The organism is Stenotrophomonas sp. (assembly GCF_032061965.1).
Classification (GTDB): Bacteria; Pseudomonadota; Gammaproteobacteria; order Xanthomonadales; family Xanthomonadaceae; genus Stenotrophomonas.
The window spans coordinates 84,655-104,878 of the sequence record NZ_DAMBEF010000003.1 but is presented as its reverse complement, the minus strand read 5'-3'; the positions used below and the strand labels follow the sequence as shown (position 1 = coordinate 104,878).

The window sequence follows — 20,224 nt, the reverse complement described above, 5'->3', positions numbered from 1 at the left end:
GACCATCACACAGGGAATAACCGCACTGTCAGGCGTGGCTATAGTTGCCACGCATCAAGGTCTCGCTGGGCAACTCACCAAAGACACGGCGATAGTTGTCGGCGAACCGCGACAGATCCCACAACCCGCAGCTGAGCGCGATCGACTTGACCGATTTACGCCCTGCATCGGCGCTGGCCAGGCTGCGACAGGCTTCGCACAGTCGAAGCATCGACAGATAGCGTACGGGCGAAATGCCCACCAATTCCTCGAACGCGTACCGCAGCGCGCGTTCGCTCACCCCGGCGGCATCGCATAGCTCTTGCATATAGATGTGGCGACGCAGGTTGGCGTACATCATGTCTTCGGCGCGACGAAAGATCAGATAGCGGGCGCGACGACTACGGCTGCACGCGGTGCGTTCGGGCGGCCCGTTGGCGATGATTTCCTTGACGTGGGCATCAAGCATGGCCTCGATCTCGGTCGCGTCCACCTCACCTTGCTGGATGCGTTCGTGCAGGCCTTGGTAGTAGGCCTGCAAGGGCACATGGCCGGCACCACTGACCAGCGGCACCCCAGGCGCGTCATCAACCAGGCCGCCCAGTCGTTGCGCCGCGGCGCGCTCCTTGAATCGTTTGAGCGGCACCAGCACGAAGGTGACGCGGCTGCCGGCACCCAATGCGAACTCGGTAACGCCGTCAGGCATCACCGAAACGATGTTGCCGGATGTGAGCGGCACGCCATGACACCAACTGGTATCCGGATCAACCGACTGCAGGCACCCAAGCAGGCACCAGTCCAGCGGCAACACGAATCGCCCGCGGGCGCGGGCGCCAATCTCAAACGTGCACAACAGCGCCTGGTCATGCACGAAGGAAGTGATACGGGCTGTCGGGGGCTGATCGTCGAGAAGCACCAGTTCCACGTGGCAGACCCGCAGCGTTCCCCCCAGCGACGCCAGGTCGAAAGATCGCAAGCCCTTGCCTTCCACCGCATCCATGTGAACGCCCCCTGCGGTATCCACAGACACCCTTTCGCTCAGCGAAACATCTGTCACGGGCATTACATATCGTCCGTGAGCCCCTAATGCGCAGCGCACAACCAGACAGTATCCGGACGCATGAAAGCCGATACGCCTACAACCACGAACACGGTCTGCTGAGGCCGATACTGACAAAAAAAAAACATCTTCACGCTGGCCCAAACGTATGAAACGGCGATGCACATCACACATATGAAAAACAATTGCTTCTTGCCGAATTTGCGTATGCGTTGTTGATCGTCATTGCAATGATGCTTCCGGGCATGCGTGCATGCCGACAGGGGAAAACGGAAGCGGCAATTACAGATCCCTGCATCCAACAGGGCCATCTGCGCGAACGGCAAACCCACGCCGGCATCAGGCATTCCCATGACTCTTACGGGCAGAAATGCCCATCTTTGCCCGGCCAGCGTCGGTGCAACACCGGCACCGGGTCATCATGGAGATCGCTATGAATGCTCAGATCCGCAAGTTCTTCAAGGAAGAAGATGGTGTTACCGCACTGGAATACGGGCTTCTGGCTGCCGTCATCGCCGGCGTCATCATTTTCTTCGCCAAGGATGGTCTCACCGAAGTTTTTACCCTGGTGATCGACAAGTTGAAGTCTGCGGTGGGCGGGGGCGACACAACGCCGAGCCCCTGAGCATTCACCAAGGCCCCCCGCCATGACCATTTCCAGCCTGATCGCCCTGCTGCTCGGCATCCAGGCCTGCGTCGGCGATCTGCTGGCGCGGCGTATCTCCAACCGCGTGCTGCTATGCGTGCTGGCGGTTGCACTGGCTTTCCAGATGCTCCCCAGCGCGCAGATCCCACTTGCACAGTGCCTGCTGGGCGGCATGGTCGGGCTGGCCGTGTTGCTGCCGTTCTATGCGATGGGATGGATGGGCGCAGGCGATGTGAAATTGTTCTCGACCATCGGCTTCCTGTTGGGGGCCAACGCACTGCTTCCAATCTGGGTCGCGGCCAGTCTTGCAGCCGGGGTCCACGCACTGATTGTCATCGCGTGGCCCTCGGTTGCACGCTCCAGCCCACTATTGCTGCGCAAGGCTGCCTGGGCTGTGCAGGCCTCGTCCGTGGTGACGGATTGGCGCATGGATCTCCGCTCCGCCCGACAGGGACGTAAGGGAATCCCCTACGGCGCCTACCTGGGTCTGGCGATGGTCGGCCATGTATTGCATGGAGCCGGGTATGCCTAAGCCAATCAGCGTCAATCGCCAGCGTGCACGCGGCGTGGTCACCATCGAGTTCGCCCTGTTGTTGATGTTCGGCGTATTGCCTTTGCTCATGCTCACCTTCACCGGCGTGATGGTGTTCGCAGCCCAGCAATCGCTGGCGCTGGCTGCAGGTGAAGGCGCCCGTGCATCGCTGCGCTACGGCACGCCCGCCGAACGTCGTAGCAATGCCTGCACCGCCGCCGCCCGTTCCATGCAGTGGCTGCTCAACTATTCCAAAGCGGCTCCGACCTGCGGCAGCGCCGACGCACCGCCAATAACAGTGTCACAGCCCTATGCGTGCAGCGCGGACAACAGCGTGCAATGCATCCGCGTCACCACGTCCTACGACCACGATGCCCACCCATTCCTGCCTGGCACCGGCGCTCTGCTGTCATGGAGCATGGGCCGATCACTGAGCAGTACTGCCGTCGTGCAGCTTGACCTTGGCAACCGCTGACCCAGTTCAACCGTTGCTGTTCCAGATACGTTCCAGAGGGGAAGGAGCTCCAGATGCCAAAAGCAATCCGCATCACCGCCATCATCCTGTTGGCATTGGGCCTGCTGTTGGGCGTGCTCGCCATCAGTGGACTGGGGCGACAACAAACCCAGCCACAAGCGGCCACCGCCCAGCCCCCCGCTGCAAGCTCCCAGCCCAAGCGCGCGGTCGTCGTCGCTACCGCTGCCCTGCCGGCAGGACAGCCCATCCTTGCCAGTGACCTGTCGAATGCGGACCTGGCCGTTGCGCCCGGCGAAGGCTTCAGCAGCATCAGTGACGTGGTGGGCCGGGTACCAACGCACACCATCGCCGCGGGTGCGATGGTGTCCCCCGCCCAACTCGCACAGGGTCTGGCCGTCGGCCTGCTGCCCGGTGAGCGTGCCTTGGCGGTGCCGGTGGACGAACTGGCCGGCGTCAGCAACCGCGTACAGCCCGGCGATTTCGTGGATGTTTTCATGAGCCTGCAGGACCCTGACGGCAGCAGTGGCCGCGCCAACCCGCAGGCCCGGCTGTTGCTGTCGCGCCTGCGCGTGCTTGGCTATGGCGACAACGACGTAACCAAACAGGCCCCGGCCGCCGCACGCGAAGACGACAACGCAGATGCCGTGCAGCCTGCGCCGGGCAGCCGTGCCGAGACCATTGCCGCACGCGAAAGCGCCTCTACCAACAGCACCAACAACGGTGTCCAGGCACGCAGCGCGATTCTTGCGGTGCCCGTGCAGGATGCCGGCCGCCTGCTGCTCGCTGCCCACAGCGGCAAGCTGTTCCTGGCGCTGCGTAATCCCGGTGACACCGCACTGGCAGACAGCAGCATCTTCGTTGAACCGCCGCCCGTGCTGAGCTTGCGCAGGGGACTGGACAGCGAGATGAGCGAAGCCGCCACGCGCCCGGAGAACCAGGCCTATGCCGGCATCAGCCTGAGCGCGCTGGCTGGTGATGGCCAGGCCAAAGCCGCAACCGGCAGCACCACTGCACCGGCACGCAGCCACGCACCACGCTCGGCCTCGCGCCGTGGCATTGAAATCATCCGCGGCGCAACACCGTCCAATCGCTTGTCTTCACCATGATCAGGGGGCCTGTCTTGTTCCAGCGTCCATGCAAAGCAGTCTCGCTGTTCTCCGTACTCGCGCTGGCAACGGCTGCGCCCGCATGCCTGCTGGCCGCGGCGCCGGCGCATGCGCAGGCACCGACACCGAGCAACGCGGTATTGCTCGAGCTCAACGAGCAGCGCCCCTGGAATCTTCCCAGTGGCGTGGAGCGCATCGCCATCGCCGATCCCGCAGTTGCCGATATCACCCGTGTCGGCAGCAACAACGAAGCCTTGCTGGTCGGAAAATCGGCAGGCAGCACCACCTTGCTGCTGTGGCTGCGCAACCAGGCGACGCCGACCCGCGTGCGCGTTGAGGTGCGCAACGCCATCCAGGGAGGGCTGCTGGGTGCAGGCGGCAACCAGGTAACCGTGCAAGGCGGCCAAGCCTTGCTGTCTGGCAGCGCCGGCTCCCTGCTGGAGCACGAAGCCAGCCGCAAGGCGGCGGCCTCGGCGGTGGGGGCACAAGGGGTGATCAACGACGCTTCCACCATCGCCAACGGCGGCGTTGTGCAGGTGGAAGTGAAGATCGTCGAGTTCAACAAGACCGTGCTGCGCCAGGTGGGGATCAGCTTCCAGAACACCAATGGTGGCTTCACCTACGGCATCACCTCGCCGGCCGGCGGCAGCAGCACCACCGGCGCACTGTCCTCTGCATTCAAACTGCTGGCCCAATCCGGCCCGGGCAAGTGGTTGGCCAATGTGGACCTGCTGCAGGCCAACGGCATGGCACGTGTGTTGGCCGAACCGACCCTGGTTGCGCTGTCCGGGCAGAGCGCCAGCTTCCTCGCCGGCGGCGAACTGCCGATCCTGGAGCCGCAGGGGCTGGGCACCACCACGGTGACCTTCAAACCGTTCGGCATCGGCCTTACCGTCACCCCCACCGTGCTCGCAGGCGAGCGCATCGCGCTGAAGGTCGCACCGGAAGCCAGCGACCTGGATTACACCCGCGGCATTGCCCTGGACGGCACCCAGATCCCCGCCATTTCGACGCGCCGTGCCGATACCACCATCGAGCTGGGCGATGGCGAAAGTTTCGTGATCGGTGGACTGGTCAGCAGCCAGCTGTCCTCCAACGTCAACAAGATCCCGCTGCTGGGGGACCTGCCGATCCTGGGCTCGTTCTTCCGCAATCTCAGCTACAAGCGTGAGGACAAGGAATTGGTGATCGTAGTGACGCCCCACCTGGTGCGCCCGCTGGCCCGCGGCACGGAAATCCCGCTGCCTGGCCAGCGCGAAGCTCAACCCCATCTCCCGGTCTGGGGATCGTGGCTGCTGCATCCGGCAAGCCCCGATCAACTGCCCGGCTTTTCCCGCTGATACTTCCCATGCCCCCGGTGATGCCGTTGCCCCTGAACCAAAGCGCCACTGAGCCAGAGCTGCTGCTGTATTCGCCGGACAACCGGCATATGGCGCGGTTGGGGACCGTGCTATCCGGCCAAGCCAGCCTGCGCTGGGTGGATGCACGCGAGACCAGCGCACGCCAACTCCTGGACGGGGCGAGCGGCAACGCCATCGTGCTGCTCGACTATTGCGGCGGCAACGCGGCGTATTCAACCGATATCGCGCGCCAGTTGGCCACGCTGCAGGCCATGGTGCCCGTGGTCGGCATCGGTACGTCCGGGCCCGAGCAGGCCAATCACCTGCTGGCCGCCATGCGTGCCGGGGTGCGCGACTTCATCGATGTCGACAACACCGCCGTGCAGATGCTGGAAGTCTTCGAGCGCGCAAGTACACCGGTGTTACCACGCGCAGCACCGTCCCCCAGCATCGAACCGGCAACGCTGGGCCGCCTGATCGTCCTGCTGGGCGTGCGCCCTGGCGTTGGCACCAGCACCCTGGCCACCCACCTGGGCGTCTCGCTGGCCGAACAGCACTCGCCACAGCGCGATGGCAGCCAGCCGCAAAGCTGGCTGCTGCTGCTGGATCTGGGCCAGCCGTCCGCCGATGCGGCCTTGTACCTGGGGATGGAAAGCCAGTTCAGTTATGACGAAGCCCTGCGCAACGTCGAACGCCTGGACCGCACCTTTGCCGGCACCGCCTTTGCACACCATGCCAGCGGCCTGGCCCTGTTGGGCAACAGCAGCGGCACGCTGCAGAAAAAGCACGAACCCACGGCCCTGCTCGAACGCCTGCGCAGCGTATTTGCCCTCACCCTGTGTGACAGCGGCGGGCTTCCCATCCAGTTGATGCCCAGCGCAGTGCTGCAGAACGCCACCGAAGTGTGGTTGGTCACCGACCAGTCCATCGGCTCGTTGGTATCACTGGACCAGACCATGCGCGAGCTGGAGCAACGCGGGCTGCGCGACGACCGCCTGCAGTTGATCGTCAATCACTACGACGCCAATGCCGGACTGGCGGACGTCCAGATCGCACAACGCTTCCAGTTGCCCCTGTTGGCGACACTGCCAGAGCGCTCACGGGTGCTGCGCTCCAACGCCGGGCTGGGCCGCCTGCTGACCGAAGCCGCGCCACGCGACCCCTACCTCAAGGCCATGGTGCCACTGCTGCAGCGCCTGGACCGGCGCCGTCCCGTCTCCGCCCCTGCCGCGCCGGTATCGCCGCTGGCGCGGCTCGCCAACCTGCTGGGTAAATAACGATGGAAGACAAAGTCACTCCCCTCTCCCCCCGCTTGGCGACTGCTGCATTGGCGCAGGATCCACCTCCCGGCTTGGCGTTCGAGCAGACCGAGCAATTCCAGAGCGTGCTTACCGCCGCCCACGAGTACCTGCTCAACCATATCGAGGACCAGCGCGTCGACATCGATGCCTGGTCGCCTGAAACCATCGGCAAGTACGTGCAGACGCAGACCGCAGCCTTCGTCAAGGAGTGGAAGATACCGGTCAACGCGCAGGAAATGGATGCCGTCGCAACGGCCCTGCAGAAAGAGCTGACTGGATTCGGTCCGCTGGACGACCTGCTGCACGATCCGGATATCGAAGACATCCTGATCAATGGCTACAAGGACGTACACATTTCCAGCGGCGGCATCCTGCGCCGGGCCACACAACGCTTCAGCGATGATCGTCATCTGCTGCGCATCCTGCGCCGGATCATCGCCCCGCTGGGGCGGCGTCTGGACGACTCCAATCCGATGGTCGATGCGCGTCTGCCGAACGGCGGGCGGCTCAATGCCATCATCTCGCCGTTGGCCGTGGATGGGCCGATGGTGTCCATCCGCAAATTCCGCAAGGACCCATTCACTCCCGATGAACTGCTGGGACGCGGCGCGTTCGACAAGCCGATGTACGCACTGCTCAATGCCATGGTGCGTGGCCGCTGCAACATCCTCATCTCCGGCGGCACCAGCTCGGGCAAGACCTCGCTGCTCAACGCACTGGCGACCTTCATCCCGCACAACGAACGCGTCATCACGGTTGAAGACACCGCAGAGCTGGCGCTGAACCATCCGCACGTGGTCCGCCTGGAAAGCCGCATGGGAGGCTTCGACGGCGCCGGTGCCGTGAGTATCCGCGACCTGGTGCGCAACAGCCTGCGCATGCGCCCGGACCGCATCGTGGTGGGCGAGGTACGTGGCGCCGAAGTGCTTGAAATGCTGCAGGCCATGAATACCGGCCATGACGGCTCAATGGCCACCGTCCACGCCAACAACGCCCGCGACTGCCTCTATCGATTGGAGATGCTTGCCGGCTTTGCCGGTTTCCAGGGCAGCGAGGACAGCCTGCGTCGGCAGATCGCCAGCGCCATCGACTTCATCGTGCAGATATCGCGCTTGGGCAGCGGTCGCCGCGTGATCCTGTCGATCACCGAGATTACCGGCGTCAGCGACAACATCATCACCAGCCAGGAATTGTTCAAGCACGAGACCTGGGTCGACCAGGACAGCCGTGAACGCGACCGCTGGGTGGGCCTGGGCTTCCATCCGCATTGCTACAAGCTCGAACCGTTCCGCCAGGAGCTGCGCGAGGCCAACCTGGGAGGGTTTGCATGACGCCCTTGCTGTTGGGCAGCTCCGCCTTGTTGCTGGTCGCCGCAGCAATGGCGCTGTGGTGGGGCTTGGCAACGCGCGTGCAGCAGCGCGCCGCGGCCGAGCATGCCGCCAGCCGCCTGGCCCAGCCCGCAGCCAGGACCCCCACTGACGATGCGCGCAACCAGCGACCGCCCAGCAAGCGCTGGCAGGATCTGCTGCGACGGGCCGGGTTGAGCCCAACCGTGCGCAGCGTGGTGCTGTTGCTAGTGCCAGGAATCGTGCTGGCAATCGCCGCCGCAATGCGGCTTGGCGTGGCCGTCTTCGGGCTGTTCGTCTTTGCGCTGTATGTGCTCGGCATCGGCCTGTGGCTGTACCGGCGCATGGAGAAGATCCAGCAACGTCTGGTGTCGCAGATGCCCGACTTTCTCGAAAACATGGTGCGGATGGCGGGCATCGGCAACAGTCTTTCCATGGCATTCCAGAGCGCAACCCAGAACGTTGATCCGCCGCTGCGCCCCATTCTCGACAACGCGCTCACCTATACCCGGGCCGGCATGGACCTGGACCGCGCACTGCAACACGCCGCGCAGTCCTATCGCCTGCGTCCTTTGGAAATGCTTGCCGTGATCCTTGGTACCAGCATCCGTATCGGCGGTCGCAGCGACCAGATCCTGCAACGCATGAGCGATTTCATGCGCGATCTGGAAGAAGTGCAGCGCGAACTGCAGGCAACCACCTCGGAAACCCGCATGTCCGCCTGGGTACTGGGACTGTTGCCCATCGTCGCCGGGCTGATCATGGCCTTGGGCAGCCCTGATTTCTTCCAGCCAATGTTCCATGATCCGCTCGGCAAGAAGATCCTGCTGGTCGCTGCCCTGATGGAACTGGGTGGCGGCTTCCTGCTGTACCGCCTGGCCAAATCGCTATGAAAGCCCAGCCCTATCGGAGCCGGCCATGAATCCCCTGCTCGTCATCGCGATGTTGCTGGTCATGCTGGCCCTGTTCCTGGCCGCGGGCGGGCTGCTGTATTACGGCCGCCGCAACCAGCAGGCCAGCACAGCGCTGCAGAGCGCCCTGGATGCCAACTACCGCCCCGCTGCGGAAGCGGCCCCCAGCGGTGGCTGGTGGCAACGGCGCCTGGCCGACCTGAGCGCCATCGGCCAACACTTCGAAGGCAGCCGCGTCCAGAAAGCCCTGCTTGCACCCGAAGACAAGTTGCTGCTTGAACAAGTGGGCTGGAACCACAGCAGTGGCACGGCAGCATTCCTGGCGCTGCGTCTACTGCTTGCCCTGGTGTTGCCGCTGCTGGGCGTCCTGCTGCTGAACCCGCAAGGCAGCAAGTTCTTCCTCGTCCTGCTGGTGGGCTTTGCACTTGGCGTCCTGCTACCCAAGCTGGTGCTGCGCAGCTGGGCAGGCCGGCTGCGCAAGAAAGTGGACGACGAACTTCCCTTGCTGATCGACCTGCTGCGCCTGCTGCAGGGCGTCGGCTTCAGCATCGACCAGAGCCTGCAGATGATCGGTGAAAAACTGCACATCGCAGTGCCGGTACTCGGCAAGGAACTGCAACTGGCCAATAGCGGCTACAGCCGTGGTCGCAGCCGTGCACAGTCACTGCGGCGGCTGTCGGACGCATTCGACAACGACGACCTGCGCAGTCTGATGCAGATGATCCTGCAGGTGCACCAGCACGGCGGCGCAGTGCAGGAACCGCTGAAGCAATTCGGCATGCGCCTGCGCGAGCAACGAAGGATGAAGATGAAAGAAAAGGTCGGGAAGCTCTCGGTCAAGATGACCGTGGTGATGATGCTGACGCTGCTGCCGGCCCTGATGCTGGTCCTGGCCGGGCCAGCGATCATTTCCCTGGCAAGCGCATTGAAGGGGATGTGACATGCACCTGAAGCACGTTCTCCTCTTGTTGCCGCTGGCAGCCCTGCTGCTGGCGGGCTGTGGCAAGCACGTTGCCTACAAGCAGCCCCCGGTGGAGCCGGCCTTGGCCGAGGCCCCGCAGAATGACCGCGGCATGTACCTGGACCTGTTGCGCCAGATGCAGGCGCAGGGCGCGTATTTTGCCTCGCTGGCGCATATCGATGCCTTCCGCCAACGCTTCGGTGACAGCCCTGAGCTGCGCATCCTGTTGGCGCACGCGCTGCGCGAGACCGGCGATGGCACCGCGGCCGCGAATGTATACCGCAGCCTGCTGAAAGGGCCGCAGGCGGCGCCTGCGTGGCACGGCCTTGGCCTCGTCGCCGTCACCGCCAATGACACCGATACGGCGCAGCAGGCGTTGCGCAACGCCGTCACCGCCGATCCGCTCAACACCACCTATCTCGGCGACCTTGGTTTTGCGCTGCTACAGGCCGGGCAGCTGCCGCAGGCGCGCGCGCCGTTGGCCAAGGCTGCCGAACTGGCTCCGGACAATGCCCGGGCCATTTCCAATCTCGCGTTATGGGCACTGATGTCCGGCCAAGCATCCACGGCCGACGCGATGATCCAGCGCGCTGGTCTGCCGCAGGCAACCCGCCAGGAAATCTATCGTCTGTCGCGCGCGTTGCAGCGTCCTACCTCGCCCACCAGCAGCACGACCTCCGCCGCGACCACGGCGCGTGCGGATGCATTGGCAACGCGGCAGGACGACGACAACCGCTCCACCACGCGCCCGATCCCGCCGGGATCGATGCTCGACCGTTTCACCCCCACCATCGCCAAGCCGCAGGAGATCGTGCAATGAGCAAGCCGCTGAGAGCCCCGTTGCTGTTGATCGGCCTGCTGGCCCTGGCAGGCAACAGCCATGCCCAACATGTTCCGCTGATCGAGCGCATGGCCGATGGCAGCACACCCCCTGCGCAGCCCACCGCGCCCAGCGATACCTCGTCCACACAAGAAGGGCGTTACATCGATGCCGGCGCGAGCACAGCAGGCGACAGCCAACCGGCCCAGATCGGCGATACCACCCGCGCCCTTCTGCGCCTGCAGGCACAGGGCAGCCAGGCCGGCGCAGCCCTGCCGATGCTCGGTGAAGCCGCCAGCCGCAGCTACCAACGCTACTTGAATAGCTTCGAGCACCCCATTCCCGAGTTTTTCGAAGCAGCCCTCCCTGACCCCAAGCAAGGCGGCAGCAGCCGCTGAGGTGCGCAATGACGTGTCCTGCCGATGTTGCAGTGACAAACCCACCCCGCGCAGCCACCGCGCATCGGCAACGCGGCAGCGCGGCGGTAACCATGATGCTGGTGTTGTTGGGCTTGGTGGTGGTGCTGGGCCTGGTGGAGGTTGGCTACCTGTACTGGAGCAAGCGCGACGTGCAGAAAACCGCCGACCTGGCCGCACTTGCTGGCGCGCAGCGGCTCGAACAGTGCACCACTGACTACAAGGACAACCTGGCCGCGCGCAGCAACGCGACCACCGACAACGGTTTCCAAGGCCTGTTGGCGATCAACTGCGGCTACTGGGGCGCCGAGCTCCCCAGCGGCGCCCGCTTTGTCAGCGTCGGCAGCAGCCGTCCCTTGAATGCCGTGCAGGTCACCGCATCCCGGCAATCGCTGCCCTTCCTTGGCCAGATCGGCGACATGCCGCGCATCAGCGCCACGGCCGTGGCGCGCCGTACCGCACCGCAGGCGGCTTTCAGCGTCGGATCGCGGCTGCTCAACATCAACAACAATGCGCCGTTGCAGGGCTTGCTGCGGCTGGTGGGGATCGATTTGAATCAGACCCAGGTGGCCAGCTACCAGGGCCTGGCCCAGGTCAAGATCACCCCGCGCGGGTTGCTGCAAGCATTGGGCATACCGATCGCCGCCGACATCAGCGCCGGCGAACTCAACAACCTGCTGGCCGCCCAACAGGTCTCGGTGGCCAAACTGCTTGATGTGATGGCCGATCTGGGCAGCAAGCAGGAGGTACTGGGCCTGAGCCTTGGCCTGTTGCAGAACGAACTGGCCAGGGTCGGCTTGGACGACGTGATGGTGCAGCTGGGCTCCACCGCCACCAGCGCGGGACTGTTCGCACAGATTGTCGGCGGCAGTGAAGCGGCGGGTGGCGCGCTTGATGTGGATGTCAACGCATTGGAACTGGTGGGCACCAGCATTTCCATCGCCAACTCCAAACATGCAGTGGCCGTGCCCAAACTTGATGTGCTGGGGCTGTTGCAAGCCAAGGCCAGCATCGTCGAGCCGGCCTCGATCGCGATCGGCCCGGTCGGTACCACCGCCTACAACAGCCAGGTGCGGCTGTTCCTTGATATCGACTCGCAGCGCATACCGGCATTGGGGACCCTGCTGGGCTGGCTTGGCACACGCATCAAGCTGCCCACCTATATCGATGTGGTCGATGGCTTTGGCCAACTCACCGCGATCAACTGCAGCGCCCAACCCAAGACCGCCACCGTTGACGTCACCAGCGCCGTGGCCAACGTCTGCATCGGCAAGGCCAGCACGCCCTGGGATTCGACCCGCGACCTGTGCCGCACCGGCTTGGCCGACGAGCAGCTTGTCACCCTGCTGGGCCGTAACGTGCTGACCAAGCGCATCGCGCTGGATGCATTGTCATCCCGCGATCAGCTGACCTTGAGCGAAGGGCAGATCGGCACGGTGAAGCCCAACGAGCTGCGCATCGGCGAGCTTGTGTCCAAGTTGGTGGACACCCTGCTCGGCACCGTGCAATCGCTGTTCACCCCACAGGGCAACAGCAGCGACGCGGCCAAGGACCTTGCCGCGCAGTACCTGGAAGCCACCAAGGTAAACGGCTTTTACCAACCCGAGGCGGTGGTCAATGCCTTGCGCGACGGCAAACCCACCGCCAACCTGCCCGCCATCGGGAGTTGGACCACGGAAATTCCCTCCTGCCAGAACTGGTTGCTGGGCTGCACACCCAAGAAGGTGCAAGGCAACGTCTGGGACGGTTTCCTGTACGAAACCAATGTCAGCGACCCCAGCCTGATCGGCGGTCTTCTCGACGTGCTCGGCATCACCTCCTGCAAGGGCCTGCTCACCGGCCTGCTGGCCTACAACGCCTGCGTGGAGAACTCGTTGGCCAAATACCTGCAGACCAAACCCGGCGGCTTGAGCGGCACCGGCAGCTACAACCCGGTCACCGGCACCGGCAGCTGCTCCAGCGTGCTGTGCATGTTGCTCAAGCCGATAGTGGACAACACCTTGCGGCCGCTGTTGAACGGCATCGGCCAGTTGTTGTCCTCGCTGTTGTCGGAGGTATTGGGGCTGCAATTGGGGCGCACCGACGTGCACATGCAGTCGATCCAGTGCGGCCGCAGCCAGTTGGTGGAATAAAGGCCATGACCAGCGCTCCAAAGCCTCCAGGACACCGCTGTACAACGCAACACGCGTGCTATGCTCGCTGCCGATCCGTGCGCATTCATATAATGCGACGGCCATCGCAATTCGGGGGAATTACGAGGACCATGAGACGTATGCAGACGCTTTCAACCCGGCTGTGCTGGGCCGTGCTGGTTGTCACCGGCCTGCTGGCCGCGCCGCAGGCCATGGCCGGGCGCTGGCAACGCGGCGAAGCCGAGCCGCCTGCTGCCCCTGCCAACAGCGAAGACACCACCGTAGGCAATACCGTCGCCGAGTTGCAGCGGTTGATGAACGCCCATGAGCTGACCGAGCTGCGCACCACCTACAACGGCAATTACGGCGCCAGCCTGCTGTTCCATGCCGACTCGCTGAACTACTACGTGGCGCTGTTCCACGAGAAGGAGTTCTGGCGGGTGATCCGCACCGAGTCGGTGGACAACGCCGAAACGCTGTACCTGACCTTCGCCGAGCAGACCAAGCAACTGGCCCAGGTATACCTGGACACGGTGCGGCTGCAGGCAGGCAAGGCTTACAGCGAAAAGCTCGTCGCCATGAACGAACGCCGCCTGCGCGGCCTGCAGCAGGAAGTGGAGCAGCAGCGCCAGCAGTCGCTGCAGGTCAGCACCGCGCTGCAGGAACGCAAGCAACAGGCCGTCGCGCTGAGCTCGGACCTGCGCGCCACCAATACCCAGCTCGAAGCCTTGAACCAGCAGATCAAGGCCTTGCAGGCCCAACAGGTCAACCCTGAGCTGTCGTTGCCGGCGACACCGACGGTGGCACCTGCGGCCGTACATGCGGTGCCTGCGCAGCCCCAGGATGTTCCGGCCCAGCAGCCCTGAGCACTACAGCTCGCCAGACCGCACCCGGCCCGCCGCATGGCGGGCTGTGTGTTTTGGCGGTTGAGAAGCGGCAGTGGCGTCGCCATAAAGGGTATTCCTGTCCGCAACGTAGCCAGCCATGAGCGATCTTCCCCACGTATTCGAGGCCACCACCGAAACCTTCGAAGCCGAGGTCCTGCAGAAATCCCTGCAGACGCCGGTGCTGGTCGATTTCTGGGCCACCTGGTGCGGCCCCTGCAAGACCCTGGGCCCTATCCTGGAAAAGCTGGCCGGTGACTACAACGGCGCTTTCGAACTGGCCAAGGTCGACGTGGACAAGGAGCAGCAGATTGCTGCCGCCTTCCAGATCCGTTCTGTGCCCACCGTCTTCCTGATCAAGGACGGGCAGATTGTCGATGGCTTTCCCGGCGCGATGCCGGAGGGTCAACTGCGTGAGTTCCTTACCCAACATGGTGTGGTCCCGCTGGAGGCAGCAGCCACCGAAGCCGCGCCACCCGAAGCCCTGCCGATCGACCCGCTGGCCGAAATCGCGGCCCTGCGCGAGGCCATCGCCGCCGACCCGGACAAGGCCGAGCTGAAGCTGGACCTGGCCCTGGCCCTGATCAAGACCGGTGCCACCGTCGAAGCCGGCCCGCTGCTGGATGCCCTGCCCGCCAACCTGGCCACCGATGACCGCGCCATCCGTGCCCGCGCCCGCCTGGATTTCGGCAACGCCCTGCAGGGCGCCCCCACCGCGGACGCACTGGCAAGCCGCATCCAGGCTGACGGCAACGACCTGGAGGCCCGTTACCAGTTCGGCATCCACCAGTTGCTCGGCGGCAATGACGAGGCCGCGCTGGAACAATTCATCGAGATGCTGCGCATCGACCGCAGCTTCCGTGACAGCCTGCCGAAGAAGGCCTTGATCGACGCCTTCCGCGTCATCGAGGATGAAGACCTGGTCGGCCGCTATCGGCGCCGGATGTCCTCGCTGCTGTTCTGAGACCTGCGCCCCATTCAGTCTGGCGCCATCCGTTCTGGATGAAAATGTGAAGCCCGTCGGTTACCGGCGGGCGCGGCGCGACGCCAGTTGCGCCGCCCGGGGGATGGAGATGCAGCGGCCTGGAAGCCGGCGTCATGGTCCCTTTCACCAAGGATCCCTGCGCCAGTGACGTTCAGTCTTCACCGTCTTGTTAACCCCGGTACGCGGCCGTGGCTGCTTGCCGCCCTGCTGTTGTTCACGCCCATCGCAGCGCAGGCGCAGGACTGGAATTACCGCGTCCGCCCGGGCGACAACCTGTGGGACCTGGGTGCGCGCTATCTGAAAGCCGATGTCGCCTGGCAGCGCCTGCAGGCGCACAACCACGTTGATGACCCGTATCGCCTGCCACCCGGCAGGCAGCTGCGCTTCCCGATTGCCTGGTTGCGGGTATCTCCGGCGCCGGCGCGGGTGCTGGCCGTGCGTGGCCCGGTGCAGCTCAGCGATGCGAGCGGCAGCCGGCCGCTGCAGAAGGACATGCTGCTGCCTATCGGCAGCACCGTGCAGACCGGTGCCGACGCCAGTGTCACGCTTCGCTTTGCCGACGATTCGCGCCTGCAGCTGCGGGAGAACTCGCAGTTGCAGCTGGACCAGCTCAGCAGCTATGGCGCCACCGGCATGGTTGACACGCGACTACGCCTGCAACGCGGCCGCAGCAGCAGCCGGGTCACCCCGGCGCGCGGCCCGGCCTCGCGTTACATCATCACCGCCCCCACCGCGACCAGCAGCGTGCGCGGCACGCTGTTCCGGGTCAGCGCCGGTGTCCAGGGCGAGGTGGCCGCCACCGAGGTCATGGAAGGCAAGGTGCAGGTTGACGCGTCCGGCAGCCGGCAGTTGGTGGGGCCCGGCTATGCCAGCCTGGGGCCGACCAACGGCCAGTCTCCCCCCGCCCTGCAAGCGCTGATGCCGGCACCACGCCTTCGCGAAGAACGCCTGCAACTGCAGCCGCTGCCATTGCAGGCCGCCTGGGAGCCCGTCGCAGGCGCTGTCGGCTACCGGGTCGAGGTGGTGCAGTCGGGCGCACCGGAGGTACTGCTGTTCGCCCAGGAAACCAGCGCCACCGAGCTGCGGGTGGACCAATTGCCTGCCGGCGAACTTCGGCTGTTGGTGCGCGCAATCGCCGCTGACGGCGCCGAAGGCCTGGATGCGGAACGTGATTTCTCGGTGCCCGATGGCTTGCCTGCGCCGGTTACCCTCGCCCCGCGGCATGGCCAGATCGTCCTGCAGCCCCAGCCCCGCTTCGAGTGGGCCAAGGTCATCGGCGCCAGCGGGAGCGTGCTGCAGGTGGCCACCGACGCCGGGTTCCTGCACCCCGTGATCGAACAACACACCACCGCCACCCGCTGGCGCGCGCCAACCGAACTGGCGCCCGGCGCGTACTTCTGGCGGGTTGCATCGCTGGATGCAAGCGGCCAGCCAGGGCCCTATGGACAAGCCCTGCAACTGCAGCGAAGTGATGACCCGAGCGACCCGGCTCTGCAACAGCTGCAGCCCGGCAAGGGCATGCTCACCCTGCGCTGGCAAACCGACGACAGCAGCCCGCGGTATCGCGTGCAGGTCGCGCGCGCACAGGACTTCTCCAACCCGTTGGTAGACAGTCTGGTGGACAGCCCTGAGCTCACCTTCAAGCAGCCTTGGCGCGGCGGCAGGTTGTACATCCGCATTCAAGGCATTGCTGATGACGGCTATGCCAGCCCGTTCTCGCCGGCCCAGCAGATCCAGCTGCGCTGCCGCCTGTGCTATGGCGCCGGTGCCGGCGCCCTGTTGTTGCTGGTGCTATGAGGCCGCTGCGCCTGAGCTGGCGTCGCCGGCTGCTGTTCGCGCTTGTCTTCGGCATGCTGGCCGGCGTGGTCAGCCACACTCGCCTGTTCTGGCAACAGGATGAAGCCGTCTACGACCTGCTGGCAGGCGACTGGGACTATCCACCTGACCCACGACTGGCCATCGTCGCCATCGACGACCGCAGCCTGCAGCAACTGGGCCAATGGCCCTGGCCCCGCAGCGTCCATGCACACCTGCTCGACGAACTGCACAAGGCAGGCGTCGAACGCGTGGCACTGGACCTGATGTTCACCGAAGCCGATCGCAAGGACGCCCGCCAGGACCAGGCACTGGCGGAGGCCGTACAACAGAATGGCCGGGTGATCCTGCCGGTACTTGCGGCAGCGGCGAGCGATGCATCCGTGCCCGAGGAACTGCTGCCGATCCCGGCCATCGCCGATGTCGCCGCAGGTCTTGCACATACCGACATCGAGGTGGATGCCGACGGTGTGGTCCGCGGCCAGTACCTGAAAGCAGGTTTGGCCGACCCGAACTGGCTGTCCTTGGGTGCGGCGTTGTCAGGCGTTGCCGAGCCTTTGCCCGGGCTGGTGGCACCGACAACGCGCAGTCGCTCGCCCTACCAATGGCATCGGGACAACTACGTGCGGCTGCGCTACGCCGGCCCACCCGGCACTTTCCCGCAGATGTCGTACATCGACGTGCTGGCAGGACGCGTCCCAGCCGAGCTATTGCACGGACGCCTGCTTATCGTCGGGATGACCGCCAGCGGGCTTGCCCCGCGTCTACTCACACCCACGTCCAAGGACGTCTGGATGAGTGGCAGCGAATACCAGGCCAACGTCGCCGCGATGCTGCTGGCCGACGCCGCCGTCGTACCCCTGCCTGCTTGGCTGCAGACCACGCTGTGCGCGGTGCTGGTGGTGTTGGGTGCGCTCGGCATATCTTCCAGCATCCGCTTGCGCTGGCTGTTTGCCGCGTTGGCGATCCCCACTCCGGTGCTGCTGAGCTATGCCTTGCTGCGCGGTGCCCACCTGTGGTTCGCACCGGTGGCGGCCATTGCCTGCTTCGCAGTCATGCTGCTGGGCTGGACGCTATGGCAGATGCGCTACTGGCGTGGACAGGCCAACCGCGACACGCTGACCGGGCTGGCCAATCGCATGCGCTTTGAGGAAACCCTGCGCCGCGAAAACGATGCGGCGCGCCGCAGCGGCAAGCCGCTGACCCTGATGCTGATCGACGTGGATCACTTCAAGGAGTGCAACGACAGTTTTGGCCACCAGGTTGGCGACCGCCTGTTGCAGCAACTTGGCCGCACCATCGATGACGTTGCCCGTCGTCCGCGCGACCTTGCAGCGCGCTTCGGTGGCGATGAGTTTGCCTTGATTCTCCCGGACACCCCGCCTGCGGGAGCCGAGCAGTTGGCGGAAACCCTGATCAGGCACGTGCGCCAGCTGCACATTGCCACCGGAAAAGGCAAAGGCCAGCACACCCGCACCAGTGTCACCATTGGTCTTTGCAGTGCCCTGCCAGGCGCCGACGACAGCGCCGCGCGCCTGTTCGAAGCCGCCGACGGTGCCCTGTACCAAGCCAAGGAGGCCGGCCGCGACGGCTACCGCATTGCCCCACCCTGGCCGCGCTGACTCCTCCATACGCATGCGAATGCTAGACTCGGCGCCCTCCTCCACACGCCCGTCAACGCAATGAAAGCCAGCCTGTTCCGCTTTGGCATCAACCTGTGGCCACCGTTCCTGTTCAGCGGTATCCACGTCACCGACATCAGTGCCGACTACCGTTATGTGCGGGTGGAGTTGAGGCAGCGGCCCTGGAACGTCAACTATGTACGCACCCATTTCGGCGGCAGCCTGTTTGCCATGACCGATCCGTTCTGGATGCTGTGCCTGTTGCAGAACATGGGCAGCCGCTATTTCGTCTGGGACAAGGCCGGCACCATCGATTTCCTCAAGCCGGGCCGCGGCGTGGTGTCGACCGAGTTCAGGCTCGACGACGCCACACTGGCCGAGGTCCGCGCAGCCACCGCCAATGGTGACAAGTACCTGCATTGGTTCCAGAACGACGTGGTCGATGGCAGTGGCGAGGTGGTCGCACGGGTGCGCAAGCAGGTGTATGTGCGACTGAAACCCGACGCACGCAATCCGGGCTGAGCTACGCCTGGCAGGCGCAGGCAATCAAGGCAACCGGCTTGCAGGCAGTGGCACGCTGAACCAGTCGTCGGTGCCTGGCTTGCCATACAACGCGACCTGCAGTTGTCTCCCCTGCGCGTCCACCCGCAGCGGCCGCGCCTGGCCACGCAGGGCTGGCGGCATTGCCGCCAGACCCTCGTCCGCGCTGGACTGGGGATGCGCGCGCAGCCACAGCAAGGCCTCGGCCACGCGCAGACTGGCACCGGCGTTCTGCAGCCGCCACGTATAGCCCACATAGGACGGGCCGGCGATCTCGCTGATCACGCAGCCCATGGCATTGGCCACGCATTCCAGCCGCAACAAGGGCTGCGGCGATACCTGCCACGCCAGCGCCTGGTCGTTGGCCAGCGCGCGCTCGGATTCAGCCAAACAGGCGCCTTGCAGGCGTTGTGCGCTCCACGCCTTGGTCTTGTGCGCGTCCCAGAGCAGGAAGCTCATCGGCTGCCCCGCATCCGGTCCCGCCCTGCTGACCATGCGGAACTCACCGCGCATCGCCGTGCACATGCTCAACTGCTCCGGCGCAGGCGTGGTGAACACGCCCTCGCAGGCAGTAGGCAAAGGTTGGTCAACAGGCAACTCAGCCAGTATCTCCGCCAGCAAAAGCACGTTGCCGCGCACCATTGCCGCGCCAAACACCGTGGTTACCAGGGCATCGCTGCGTGACATCAGCATCCTGGCGGTGCGGGTGTCGTTGCATATACCCGCCAGGGCAGACGCGCTATTGCCTTGGACGTGAGCCAACGCATGCGCCGTCGTCGAGCGTTGCAATAGGCCCAAGGCCGGCAACGGCGCCCGGCCATCGGCGACGAATGGGCTCTGGTAATGGTCGTAAGCGGACAGCGCCGCAATGCGTGCCAGCAAGGCCTGTTGCGACTGCAAAGCCGTCTCCAGCGCTGCAGGTGCCTGACGTACCCTCTCCAGGCAATCGCCTTCGCTCCAATTGCACACCACGTCCATCGAAGCCACTTGCGGGTAGCGCCCCAGTGCCGAGCGCAGAACGGGGGCCATTACCGTGGAGTCATCCTCCGCGCTGCCCAAGGGGGTGTTGGCAATCTCGGCGATGCGCCGGCCATCCTCGGCAATCAGCCCGCTTCTTGCAGCATCGGGGACATCATCGAAATCCAACAGCCACAGCGCATCGAATGCGTTGTCACCGTCAAAGTGCGCAGGTTGGTCCATCAACGCCAAAGCTTGCTGCTGCGCCACCGGTAGCGGCATCCACCGCGACACCGCCCAGAGCAATGTCACCGCACCGAGCAGCAGCAGGGCACCGCGCACAATCCATTGCAAACCATTCAACACAGCGTTCCCTCGGCGATCCGTCGTCACTGA

Annotated in this window: 19 protein-coding genes; 17 read left to right on the top strand and 2 right to left on the bottom strand. The window is 64.8% G+C overall.

Annotation, left to right across the window (positions count from 1 at the left end; translation table 11 throughout):
- Nucleotides 1-28: 28 nt before the first annotated feature.
- Nucleotides 29-1,009, bottom strand: a complete 981-nt coding sequence (locus RT460_RS02660; protein ID WP_313316999.1) for a helix-turn-helix domain-containing protein — start codon at nt 1,007-1,009, stop codon at nt 29-31.
- A 463-nt stretch (nt 1,010-1,472) separates the two neighbouring features.
- Between RT460_RS02660 and RT460_RS02655 the strand changes: the two genes are divergently transcribed.
- The 17 genes from RT460_RS02655 to RT460_RS02575 all read left to right on the top strand — a co-directional run bounded on the left by RT460_RS02655 (nt 1,473) and on the right by RT460_RS02575 (nt 18,853).
- A complete protein-coding gene (locus RT460_RS02655; protein ID WP_313316998.1) occupies nt 1,473-1,664 on the top strand; it encodes a Flp family type IVb pilin in 192 nt (63 codons plus the stop codon).
- Between the two features lie 22 nt (nt 1,665-1,686).
- Entirely contained in the window at nt 1,687-2,217 is a 531-nt protein-coding gene (locus tag RT460_RS02650) for a prepilin peptidase (RefSeq protein ID WP_313316997.1), read from the top strand.
- Nucleotides 2,210-2,692: a TadE/TadG family type IV pilus assembly protein gene (locus RT460_RS02645; protein ID WP_313316996.1), complete on the top strand. Its 483-nt coding sequence runs from the start codon at nt 2,210-2,212 to the stop codon at nt 2,690-2,692. Before RT460_RS02650 ends, RT460_RS02645 begins: the two co-directional genes overlap by 8 nt.
- A gap of 53 nt (nt 2,693-2,745) precedes the next feature.
- The gene (gene cpaB / locus RT460_RS02640) at nt 2,746-3,798 is read left to right on the top strand and encodes a Flp pilus assembly protein CpaB (protein ID WP_313316995.1); all 1,053 of its coding nucleotides are present in this window, start codon (nt 2,746-2,748) and stop codon (nt 3,796-3,798) included.
- Nucleotides 3,799-3,812: 14 nt separating this feature from the next.
- On the top strand, nt 3,813-5,138 hold the full coding sequence (locus tag RT460_RS02635) for a type II and III secretion system protein family protein (protein ID WP_313316993.1): 1,326 nt from the start codon (nt 3,813-3,815) through the stop codon (nt 5,136-5,138).
- A gap of 26 nt (nt 5,139-5,164) precedes the next feature.
- Nucleotides 5,165-6,415 carry a fimbrial protein gene (locus RT460_RS02630; RefSeq protein WP_313316992.1) on the top strand — a complete coding sequence of 417 codons (1,251 nt, stop codon included), beginning with the start codon at nt 5,165-5,167 and terminating at the stop codon, nt 6,413-6,415.
- A gap of 2 nt (nt 6,416-6,417) precedes the next feature.
- Complete coding sequence (locus RT460_RS02625; RefSeq protein WP_313316990.1) at nt 6,418-7,770, top strand: CpaF family protein; 1,353 nt, start codon at nt 6,418-6,420, stop codon at nt 7,768-7,770.
- Nucleotides 7,767-8,678, top strand: a complete 912-nt coding sequence (locus RT460_RS02620) for a type II secretion system F family protein (RefSeq protein WP_313316989.1) — start codon at nt 7,767-7,769, stop codon at nt 8,676-8,678. The genes RT460_RS02625 and RT460_RS02620 overlap by 4 nt, the downstream gene beginning before the upstream one ends.
- Before the next feature lie 25 nt (nt 8,679-8,703).
- Nucleotides 8,704-9,636 (top strand): type II secretion system F family protein, encoded by a 933-nt coding sequence (locus RT460_RS02615; RefSeq protein WP_313316987.1) that lies wholly within the window; start codon nt 8,704-8,706, stop codon nt 9,634-9,636.
- Nucleotide 9,637: 1 nt separating this feature from the next.
- Nucleotides 9,638-10,477, top strand: a complete 840-nt coding sequence (locus RT460_RS02610; RefSeq protein ID WP_313316984.1) for a tetratricopeptide repeat protein — start codon at nt 9,638-9,640, stop codon at nt 10,475-10,477.
- Nucleotides 10,474-10,875: a DUF3613 domain-containing protein gene (locus RT460_RS02605; protein WP_313316982.1), complete on the top strand. Its 402-nt coding sequence runs from the start codon at nt 10,474-10,476 to the stop codon at nt 10,873-10,875. Before RT460_RS02610 ends, RT460_RS02605 begins: the two co-directional genes overlap by 4 nt.
- A gap of 32 nt (nt 10,876-10,907) precedes the next feature.
- On the top strand, nt 10,908-13,025 hold the full coding sequence (locus RT460_RS02600) for a TadG family pilus assembly protein (RefSeq protein WP_313316980.1): 2,118 nt from the start codon (nt 10,908-10,910) through the stop codon (nt 13,023-13,025).
- A gap of 140 nt (nt 13,026-13,165) precedes the next feature.
- A complete protein-coding gene (locus tag RT460_RS02595; protein WP_313316978.1) occupies nt 13,166-13,891 on the top strand; it encodes a DUF2968 domain-containing protein in 726 nt (241 codons plus the stop codon).
- 118 nt (nt 13,892-14,009) lie between these two features.
- On the top strand, nt 14,010-14,873 hold the full coding sequence (trxA, locus tag RT460_RS02590; RefSeq protein ID WP_313316977.1) for a thioredoxin: 864 nt from the start codon (nt 14,010-14,012) through the stop codon (nt 14,871-14,873).
- Nucleotides 14,874-15,038: 165 nt separating this feature from the next.
- Nucleotides 15,039-16,691 (top strand): FecR domain-containing protein, encoded by a 1,653-nt coding sequence (locus RT460_RS02585; RefSeq protein ID WP_313316975.1) that lies wholly within the window; start codon nt 15,039-15,041, stop codon nt 16,689-16,691.
- Nucleotides 16,688-18,331, top strand: a complete 1,644-nt coding sequence (locus RT460_RS02580) for a CHASE2 domain-containing protein (protein WP_313316974.1) — start codon at nt 16,688-16,690, stop codon at nt 18,329-18,331. The genes RT460_RS02585 and RT460_RS02580 overlap by 4 nt, the downstream gene beginning before the upstream one ends.
- 60 nt (nt 18,332-18,391) lie before the next feature.
- Complete coding sequence (locus tag RT460_RS02575; protein ID WP_313316973.1) at nt 18,392-18,853, top strand: DUF4442 domain-containing protein; 462 nt, start codon at nt 18,392-18,394, stop codon at nt 18,851-18,853.
- A gap of 24 nt (nt 18,854-18,877) precedes the next feature.
- Here the strand turns inward: RT460_RS02575 and RT460_RS02570 are convergent, their stop codons facing one another.
- Nucleotides 18,878-20,191 (bottom strand): hypothetical protein, encoded by a 1,314-nt coding sequence (locus RT460_RS02570; protein WP_313316971.1) that lies wholly within the window; start codon nt 20,189-20,191, stop codon nt 18,878-18,880.
- Between the last annotated feature and the right edge of the window lie 33 nt (nt 20,192-20,224).